This is a genomic window from Clostridium sp. B9 (assembly GCF_050509515.1).
In the GTDB taxonomy this organism is placed as follows: domain Bacteria; phylum Bacillota; class Clostridia; order Clostridiales; family Clostridiaceae; genus Sarcina.
On sequence record NZ_JBNWKA010000001.1, the window covers coordinates 1 to 9,945 of the forward strand.

The following is a 9,945-nucleotide window of genomic DNA, read 5'->3' on the forward strand; positions in this document are numbered from 1 at the left end:
ACCAAAATCACATTACCAGGAAATTGAGATTGAACTACATTACCCAATATTCATTTTATCAGAACACCACACACACACACACAAAAAAAAAAAAAAAAAAAAAAAAAAAAAAAATTAAAAAAAAAAAAAAAAAAAAAAAAAATTAAATTAAATGGCCACTAAAAAAAAAAAAATAAAAATTAAATTAAATAAAAATTAAAAATTAAAAATCAAAATTATCAGAAATTAAAAAAAAAAAAAAAAAAAAAAAAAAAAAAAAAAAAATTTTAAAAACAGACACATAGCTGATACACACACACTCAGAGAGTAGAGAGATGATGATGACACATCACCAGAGCACACTGACATACTTAAATGGCATGGTAAAATTAAAAAAAATGTGTTGCAAATCACTGAAAAAAAAAAAAAAATTAAATTACTAAAAAAAAAAAAAAAAATTATAATTAAGGCATGGACCACCAAATTAATTTTATAATAAATTAGAGATATGAATTGATGACCATGATCACTCTAGAAAATAGTCTCAATAAACATATTATGAATATTAACAGAGACATCATTAAATGAAATAAAATAAATTATAAAGATATATTTCCACCACCAGTGATGCAATATAAATTATGAAAAAAAAAAAAAAATAAAGAAAAAGAATGGTAAAGATAAGGTTTTAAGACATACCATAACTGATGATTTAGATAAGATTAGTGAAATGGTATCTAGGGATAACTTTTGTTTAATGTCCCCTATTAGTTATATTGGTAAAGAAAGAAATAGTGATAATGCTAGAGTTCTATATGCTTTAGCTATAGATTTAGATGGTGTTACCATTAAGAATGGTGATGATCCTTTTGGTTTAAGAACATTAATTCATCAAATTGAAAATATAAATAGAATTCCTATGCCTACATATATTGTTTCTTCAGGTACTGGATTACACTTATATTATGTTTTTGAAAAACCTATTATGCTATTTAAAAATGTTATCAAGCAGCTACAAACCTATAAAAAAGAGTTAACTAGGATAATATGGCAAGATTACATAACTAAATTATCTGATAATGTTCAGTATGAAAGTCTTTTTCAAGGCTTTAGGATGGTTGGAACCATAACTAAAAAAGGGGAAAGAGCAAGGGCTTTTAAAACTGGGAATCATGTAACTTTGGAATATATGAATGGTTTTGTTGATAAAGAGTTTAAAGCTGAGGATTTTGCTTATAAAAGTAAATTAACTTTGGCTAAAGCTAAGGAAAAGTATCCTACATGGTATGAAGAAAGGATTATTCAAAAGAAACCTAGAGGTACATGGACTGTAAATAGGGCTGTTTATGATTGGTGGAAGAAGAGAATTCTTAAAGAAGCAAAAACGGGGCATAGATATTATTGTTTAATGATGTTAGCCGTTTATGCTAGGAAAGCAGCTATAGATAGAGATGAACTTGAAAATGATGCTTTTAAGATGATGGCTATATTTGATAAGCTACCTGCTACTGATGATAATCCATTTGATGAAAAGGATGTTATAGATGCACTTCAAGCTTATGAAGACAGATATATAACATACCCCATTAACAGTATATCTTATTTAACTGATATTCATATTGAAAAAAATAAAAGAAATTATAGAAAAAGAGCTCAGCATATAAAAATAATGAATGCTATAAGAGATATTGAATATTCGGATAGTGAATGGAGAAATAAAGAAGGAAGACCAAAGGGAAGTGGAACAAAAGAGCAAATAGTTAAAGAATATAGAGAAAATAATCCTAATGCTCGTAAGAGTGATTGTATTAGAGCTACTGGGCTTGATAAGAAAACTGTTTATAAGTGGTGGGGAAAATAGCTTAACAAAAAGTTAAGCTATTTTTTTATATACAGAATAGTTAAAGTATCAAAATAACTATTTAAATTTTAATTTTATGTAATAGTGTCAAAATAAATATTGATAGGGTTATTTTGAATTAAAATGACAGTTATCATTTTATCTATAGTTTGTTTGATAAATAAGAGCTATACTATTAATATAGTTTAACTTATATTTTGGAGGAACAAACATGGGAAATTATTTTAGTTATAGTAGAATATCTACTAAAGAAAGTTCAGATAAACAGAGTTTTAATAGACAAGCTAAGGGATTAAGTTCTTATGCTGAGAAGAATAAGATAGAATACTTATTAGAGTTTAAAGATGATTGTAGTGGAGTTAGTTTCAATAGAATAGCGTGGAAGAAGCTTGAGAAGATAGTGCGTAAAGGTGATACCATAGTATTTAAGGAAATCAGTAGATTCACTCGTAAAGCAGATATAGGATACAAAAAATATATGTGGCTAATGAAAAAGGGGGTTAATCTAGTATTTTTAGATAATCCAACTGTAGATACAGACTACATCAAGAATTTAGTAAATATAGCTGAAAAGCAAGATATAATAACTAGAACAGCTTTAGAAAGTACTATAAAGTTATTATTAATAGTAGAACTAGATAGAGTTCAAAAGGAAAGAGAGCTAATTGTAAAGAGAATAAAGCAAGGTATAGAAGCTAGTGATAAGAAAAGTGGTAGAAAAGAAGGTAAGCTAGATAAAATGACTCCTGAACTAGAGGTTGATATAAAAGAATATCTAGTTAATAGAAGTATAAAACAAATAGATTTAATGCAAAAGCATAATATAAGCAGAAATACATTAAAGAAGTATGTTAATATAATAGAAGGTGTAAGGATAATTCTAAATTAACTTATGCTTATGGATAGGAGGATATTATTGGTAAAGAATTTTACTATAAAGAGCAATTTTATAGAAAGTAAAAAAATTAAAAAATAGTGGATTTTCCAAATAAAAATAGCTGGATTATAATTGTAAGAATAGTTTCAAAGAAACTTAATAGATAGTTTATATTTATTTTTGCAAAATATTATTTGGAATACCTATTAGGAGAGGTTGATTATATGAATTTATTGGAAATTTTATTAGACAATATCCCTTATTCAATATGGTTATTGGGAAAAGATGGTATGTTTCTTTTTGTGAATAAATATTATGCAAATATGTTAGGATTAGAAAAAAATGAGGTTATTGGGAAAACAATTTATGAACTATTTCCTAAAAAAATAGCTGAGGAATATATAGAAAATTATAATGAGGTATTAAATGATGGAAAACCTAAATTGTTTACAGGATACTCAGAGCATTTAGGGTATTCTGATGGAACATTTTTAGAATGTTATTTAGCACCTATAATTGAGGATAATAAAATTAAATTTTTTTTAGGAATCTTGCAAGATAAAAGTGAAAGAAAAAAAAATGATGAAGAAACAATACATCAAAAAGATTTGTTAAACACTATTTTTGAGAATATACCATATGGTATTTACCATAAAGATATATATGGTAAATATTTGGCGTGTAATGATAAGTTAACTAGAGAAATTTATGGTAAATCAAAAGATAAAATTATAAATAAAAATATAAATGAATTAACGCTATCTTTAGGAAAAGACAATAATTTAGTTGAAAAAATAAATTATTTAGATAATCTTGTTATAAAAACAAAACTTAAAAAATGTATGAAATTTGAGTTGAAAAATAAAATAGGTGTAAAATATATTGAATCAATAAAAGTTCCTATTATAGATAAAAGTGGGAATGCTACTGGAATAGTAGGAGTAATTAGGGATATTACTGATAATGTTACTTTAGAAAATAAACTTAAAAAGATGAGTTATATAGATAAACTTACTAAATTATATAATAGAGCTTATTGGGATGAAAAAATAGAAGAATTAAATAAGGAGTCCTTTTTTCCTTTAAGCTTTATAATGGGAGATGTTAATGGATTAAAAATAATAAATGATACTATGGGACATTTAGAAGGCGATAAACTTCTAATAAATATAGCTAACGTAATAAAAAATTCATGTAGAAAAAGTGATTTTATATTCCGATGGGGGGGAGATGAGTTTTATATTCTTTTACCTAAAACTGATGAAAGGGAAGCTGACATTATATGTAGTAGAATAAGAGAAAATTGTAAAAATTTCAATGAAAGTGACTTTCCTTTAAGTATAGCTCTTGGATGTGCAACTACAAGGGATAAAGATAAGCCTATAGAATCGTCTTTAATAGAAGCAGAGGATAAGGTTTATAGGGAGAAGCTTATTTATGAAAAGGAAATAAATAAAAGAATAGTTGAAGCATTGCAAGATAATTTATCAAAAAAGCATAAGGAAACAAAAGATCATATTGAAAGAGTAGAAGAGTATGCTTTTAAATTAGGAAGAAAGATGAATCTAGATGAAAAGTGTTTATTAAATTTATGTAAATTAGCTAAATTACATGATATAGGTAAGGTTGGAATACCTATAGAAATTTTATCTAAGCCAGGAAAACTTACAAATGATGAATTTGAGATTATAAAAACTCATTCAGAAAAAGGATATAGAATAGCCCAGTTTAATCTTGATATAGAACATTTAGCACAAGGAATTCTTGCTCATCATGAAAGATATGATGGATTTGGTTACCCACTAGGGTTAAAGGGTGAAAATATTCCTTTCTTAGCAAGAATAATATGTGTAGTAGATGCTTTTGATGCTATGACTGGAGAAAGAACTTATAAAAGAAAAATGTCAAAAAAAGAGGCAAAGTTAGAACTTGAAAGATGTTCTGGTACTCAGTTTGATCCTAAAGTAGTAGAAACATTTCTATCAATAATAGATGACATTAAAGTAGAGTAATTTTTAAGATATAAAATTTGTTAAATCCAATTAATTTAAGCTTCTTTTTTAGTTTTAGTTTGGAGCATTATGAAAATGAAAATTTACAATATTAAGAGAAATTAAACTAGTATTTCAAAAAAATTACAGAATTTTGTATTAATTTTATTAAAATTAAAATTAAAAATTATTTTTATGATAAGTATTATATGGCTACCTTAAGAAAGATATTCAACTATAATACATGAAGCTATTTTCCAGATGTTATCTCAAATAAATTAAAATATTAATAATGTTAAAGATTTGCAGTGTTTTTTATTGTGAATCTTTTTTTTTTAAATGATATAATTTTCTTAGTTTTTACAAAAGGGTAGGTGAAATAGTGGAACACGCATTAAAACTTAATAAACTTGATTATATAGATAATCTACATAGCACTAGCAAAGGGTGGATTACTAGAAGTGTTATAGATGAAAAAGGATATAGTCAATGGCACTATAAATACGCTGAATTAAAAGATTTAGATATGAGTAGTGAAAATATTTATATAACTCCAAATACGTTTTACAAGCCTTGTAGAAGGCTAGAAAACATAAAAGAATTAAATGCTCTATTTATAGACTTGGATTATTATAAAATTGGTAAAACCAAAGATCAGGTATTGATGGATTTAGAAAAGAACTATTTTAATCAAAGTATTCCTACACCAAACTATGTAATAGATAGTGGCAGAGGAATGTATTTAATATGGCTAATAAATGCAGTACCTAGTAAAGCGTTGCCGTTATGGAAGGCAATACAAGATTATTTGTATAAGCAATTAAAAGAATTAGGAGCAGATAGACAAGCTTTAGATGCAACTAGAATATTAAGAGTGCCAGGAAGTAAGAACTCTAAATCTAATACCGTAGTTAGCGTAATAGATGAATATAACTATGTTTATGATTTAAGAGAAATACAGAATGGGTTTCTACCAGAGTTAAAACCATATGAAAAGAAAAAAGGTAGACCTAAAAAAGTAAATTATATTTTCAGAGAAAGAAGTCTTTATTACGGTAGAATACAAGACATAATAAAACTTTGTGAACTTAGAGAATATGATTTAAAAGGTCATAGAGAACTTATATTATTTTTATATAGATATTACCTTTGTAGCTTTTCAGAAGACATTCAGAAGGCTTTAGATGATGTTTTAGAACTAAATAGTATGTTTAGACAACCTTTAAGAAAAAATGAGGTTATAAGAGCAACTAGAAGTGCTGAAAGATGTTATTTAGATAAGAATAAGCAATATAAATATAAAAATGATACTCTTATAGAACTATTAGAAATTAGTGAAGAAGAACAAACATATATGACAATAATAATTTCTAAAGAAGAATATAAGAGAAGAGATAGGATTTATCATAAAGAAAGTTATGATAGTGAAAAGGCAAAAAAAAATTACCAAGAGCAATTAAAAGCTCAAGGTAAATTTACTGAAAAAGAAAAAATTTCACAACGTAGATACAAAATAAAAGACCTTCTGCAACAAGGTCTTACCCAAAAAGAAATCTATACGTTAATGAAAATATCTAAACGTACATGTATAAATGACGTTAATTTCTTAAAAGGACAAGGTTTAATATAACCTTGTTCTTTTTGTATTATAAAATAAATTTTTTTATAAATCAATTTATAAGTTTAAAATTGATTTTGCAAGTTTTGTTTAAATTGAGGTGCAAAATTTTTTCTCGGCTTGTATTATGAGTACTTTGTACTTGTTCTATTTTTGTATAAAAATACATGGCAGATAATTGCAAGAATAGTTCCGAAGGAACTTCAGAGAGAGTGCCCCTTTATTTTTTGGCGTGGCTATGAAAGTGAAAAAATATTTTATTAAAGTTTATCTTTTTTTATTAGGTTTATTATAAATACTTAGATATTAATAGGGCGTAAAGTGATATCATATGTGTCGCAAAGTGGGATTGAAGTGGGATTTTATAGGGCGTTTTTGTGGCTTAGAGTGGGATAATTGGAAATTGATTTGATATCATTAAAATACTAGGCTTTGCCTAGACTAGAACCTTGGGTGATAGCAATTTTTCCTTATGCTCTTTTTAATACTTTAAAAAAGTTTTTCCAGAAAGTTTTTATATGTTTAAACAAGGAAAATTAATTGTTGTTTAGAATTAATTAATTAGAATTAAAGTTTAATGGAATTAGGGGAAGTTAGTTATGTTAAGAGGTGTAGATGAAGTAGCTAGGGAATTAAAAGTAAGTAAAACTACTGTATATAATAAACTTAAGTTTAAAGAGTTTAAATACAAAATAGTTAAGAAGCAAGGTAAATTAATGATTGATGAGGAATTATTCAACTTGATTAAAGATAGTTTAAAAGTTGAAAATGAAGTTGAATATAAAGCTTATATTGAGGAAAATAAAGATGAAGTAAAATCAGAGATAGCAATGGATAGAGAAGATTCATTCAACTTGAATAAAAGTTTAATTGATACTTTAATTGCTCAACTTGAAGAAAAAGATAAGCAGATAAAAGAGCTTCATAAACTTATAGAAAATAATCAAATTCTTTTAAAAAAAGAACAAGAAAATAAGATTAATATTTTGGAGCTTGAAGAGCATTTTAAAGAAGTTGATAATAAGTTAACTTCTTTAAGAGATAAAATAAATCAAAGAAAAGAGAAAAAAACTTTTTTTAAATATATATTAAATAAAGCTAAATAAAAAATGGAACTAAATTATAGTTCCATTTTTTAAAACTCTCTATCATAAATAATTGGAGTTTTAAAGCCTATTATTACTTTTTCACCTTTTTTTAATACTTCATTTACTTCAAATTTATTTTCATTTAATGTTTCTTCTAAAAGAAATGTTGAATTATTTCCGAAATCACTTAAACTTTTACCATAGAAACCAGTATTATCATTAAATGTATAAATCATAGGAACGAATTTACTAGATATCTCTAATTCATTATAGTCTAATTTTAGTGAATCATTTGAATTTGTAAAATCTTTTTTTGAAATATTTTTAGGAATTTCATAGGATGTTAGCTTTACCTGTCCATTTTCAGTTTCTTCAAATAAAAATAAATGTGGCAGTATATTTGTTCTATTAGTTTTTATATCTGTATAATAACTTTCTTCAATAACAAAAATATCGTTAAAATTAGTAGGTAAATTTATTATTTTATTATTACAGATTCTATTAACATGTTTACAAATTGGATGGATAATTTCACCATTTTGCCTCTCTGATTCTACTTGTTTCAAGTTGTTAAAATTTCCAACAATAACTTTTTTAAACAATTCAAATTCTTTCATTTTTATCATCTCCCAAAAAATATTAATAATAAAATTAATCAAAATAATGTTTTATTAATTATTACTTAAATTAAAAGTTATGTCAATATTTATTGAGTTTAAGTAATTATCTATTTGGATATTAGTATTACTTAAATTAGTTCATCTTTGTATACAAATACGAATTAAAAATGAATGTATATAAGTAAAAGTGATAAATATAATTAGAATTTAACTTTGTTAAAGAGATTTGCTTTTAATATTTAGTTGGTAATAATTTGATTATAAGAAAAGATCTCTTTTACCTTCTAATAGTTTTTTTATATTTGAAAGGACTATATTCTTAATTTTTTCATCTTTAATTTCTGAAGCTATTTTTTGAGCTGTTTTTAAAGCTTTTTCTTTAAAGGCTTGGTCACCATAGTCTAAAGCATATTCGACTAAAGTTGTTATAGCATTTGGTTCACAAACTTTTTGAATTTCACCTGATTTGGCAAGTCGCATAAATCTATCACCCGTTCTTCCAGATCTATAACAAGCTGTACAGTAGCTTGGAATATATCCATCATCTAATAACCAATTTAGAACTTCAAGTGGTGAACTTTTGTCATTAACTTCAAATTGTTTATCATCGCTATCTTTATTTTTATAGCCACTAACGCCTGGACTTGAACCAGCACCAACTTGAGAAATACCATATCTTAAAACTTCTTTTCTCATTTCTTTACTTTCTCTAGCTGATAAAATCATACCTGTAAATGGCACAGCGATTCTTAGTATTGCAACTAGTCTTTTAAATTCATTATCACTTAAAAGATATGGAAAGTTATCTATATTAACACCATTTGCTTTTCTAAGTCTTGGAACTGAAATTGTATGGAATCCAACACCAAATTTCTCTTCAAGATGTGCATTGTGCATCATTAAAGCTAAAATTTCAAATTTATAATCATATAATCCGAATAATACACCAGCACCAACATCATCAATTCCAGCTTCCATAGCTCTATCAAAAGAAGTTAAGTGATAGGCATAATCTCCTTTAAGTGAGTTTGGATGCATTTTTTCATATGTTGGTTTATGATATGTCTCTTGAAAAAGTATATATGTACCTATTCCTTTTTCTTTAAGTAATTTATAGTTTTCAAGTGTTGTTGCAGCTATATTTACATTAACTCTTCTTATTGCACCATTTTCATTTTGAGTGTTGTAAATTGTATCTAAGCAGTCTAGTACATATTCAATTGGTGCATTTACTGGATCTTCACCAAGTTCTAATGCAAGTCTTTTATGACCCATTTTTTCAAGAATTTTAACTTCATTTGCAACCTCTTCTTGAGTTAACTTGCTTCTATCAAATTTATTACATCTTTTATATCCGCAATAAACACAATTATTAACACAATAGTCACTTACATATAAAGGTGCTACAATAACAATCCTTTTACCATAAATATTTTCTTTAATTTCTCCAGCTAATTTATATATTCCATTAATAATTTCTTTATCTTTAGTAGAAAGAAGTATAGATTAAGGGGTTAAACGATATTAATAGTATATTATTGTTTTAAAGCTGATTTTAATATAAAATTTAAGTTAATACTACAATTTTGTTTACTGGTAATTGAAGATCTAGTATTTACTTTTTATTTTTAAATTGCAAACATTCATTACCAAAACACTAGAAAGAAGATGAAATTTTATATTTAGTTCTTAAGTTTCTCATTTTGAGTAGATTGAAATAATATAGAATTTATCTTCTTTTTAGATTAATTAAACATAGCATAGACTTAAAGAGATATTTGTATGCTTATCAATTAGTCTTAAATGGAGGTTTTATTATAAAATCAGATATTAATGAAATAGATTTTATAATAAGTTATTTAGATAAAGGTTACAAGGTTAATGGTGCAAGTTATAGCTTAGATATGGCTT

General features: G+C 25.6%; 6 protein-coding genes and 1 pseudogene. 5 read left to right on the top strand and 2 right to left on the bottom strand.

The window, feature by feature from the left end; translation table 11 throughout:
• The first annotated feature begins 736 nt into the window (after positions 1-736).
• From ACQZHJ_RS00005 to ACQZHJ_RS00025, 5 genes are all read left to right on the top strand, one after another.
• Positions 737-1,840 carry a hypothetical protein gene (locus ACQZHJ_RS00005; protein WP_430483540.1) on the top strand — a complete coding sequence of 368 codons (1,104 nt, stop codon included), beginning with the start codon at positions 737-739 and terminating at the stop codon, positions 1,838-1,840.
• Positions 1,841-2,051: 211 nt separating this feature from the next.
• Positions 2,052-2,729 (top strand): recombinase family protein, encoded by a 678-nt coding sequence (locus tag ACQZHJ_RS00010; RefSeq protein WP_430483541.1) that lies wholly within the window; start codon positions 2,052-2,054, stop codon positions 2,727-2,729.
• Between the two features lie 212 nt (positions 2,730-2,941).
• On the top strand, positions 2,942-4,729 hold the full coding sequence (locus ACQZHJ_RS00015) for a sensor domain-containing diguanylate cyclase/phosphohydrolase (protein WP_430483542.1): 1,788 nt from the start codon (positions 2,942-2,944) through the stop codon (positions 4,727-4,729).
• 361 nt (positions 4,730-5,090) lie between these two features.
• The gene (locus ACQZHJ_RS00020) at positions 5,091-6,338 is read left to right on the top strand and encodes a DNA-binding response regulator (RefSeq protein WP_430483543.1); all 1,248 of its coding nucleotides are present in this window, start codon (positions 5,091-5,093) and stop codon (positions 6,336-6,338) included.
• 587 nt (positions 6,339-6,925) lie between these two features.
• Positions 6,926-7,432 carry a hypothetical protein gene (locus ACQZHJ_RS00025; protein ID WP_430483544.1) on the top strand — a complete coding sequence of 169 codons (507 nt, stop codon included), beginning with the start codon at positions 6,926-6,928 and terminating at the stop codon, positions 7,430-7,432.
• A 29-nt stretch (positions 7,433-7,461) separates the two neighbouring features.
• Here ACQZHJ_RS00025 and ACQZHJ_RS00030 read toward each other — a convergent pair whose 3' ends face one another.
• Both ACQZHJ_RS00030 and hydG read right to left on the bottom strand, forming a co-directional pair.
• Complete coding sequence (locus tag ACQZHJ_RS00030; RefSeq protein ID WP_430483545.1) at positions 7,462-8,031, bottom strand: hypothetical protein; 570 nt, start codon at positions 8,029-8,031, stop codon at positions 7,462-7,464.
• A gap of 261 nt (positions 8,032-8,292) precedes the next feature.
• Positions 8,293-9,540, bottom strand: a pseudogene (hydG, locus tag ACQZHJ_RS00035) ([FeFe] hydrogenase H-cluster radical SAM maturase HydG); the annotation flags it as partial.
• Positions 9,541-9,945: the final 405 nt, after the last annotated feature.

Coding starts and splice junctions, on each gene's coding strand:
- ACQZHJ_RS00005 (WP_430483540.1), top strand. CDS start 737: ATGTCCCCTATTAGTTATATTGGTAAAGAAAGAAATAGTGATAATGCT.
- ACQZHJ_RS00010 (WP_430483541.1), top strand. CDS start 2,052: ATGGGAAATTATTTTAGTTATAGTAGAATATCTACTAAAGAAAGTTCA.
- ACQZHJ_RS00015 (WP_430483542.1), top strand. CDS start 2,942: ATGAATTTATTGGAAATTTTATTAGACAATATCCCTTATTCAATATGG.
- ACQZHJ_RS00025 (WP_430483544.1), top strand. CDS start 6,926: ATGTTAAGAGGTGTAGATGAAGTAGCTAGGGAATTAAAAGTAAGTAAA.
- ACQZHJ_RS00030 (WP_430483545.1), bottom strand. CDS start 8,031: ATGAAAGAATTTGAATTGTTTAAAAAAGTTATTGTTGGAAATTTTAAC.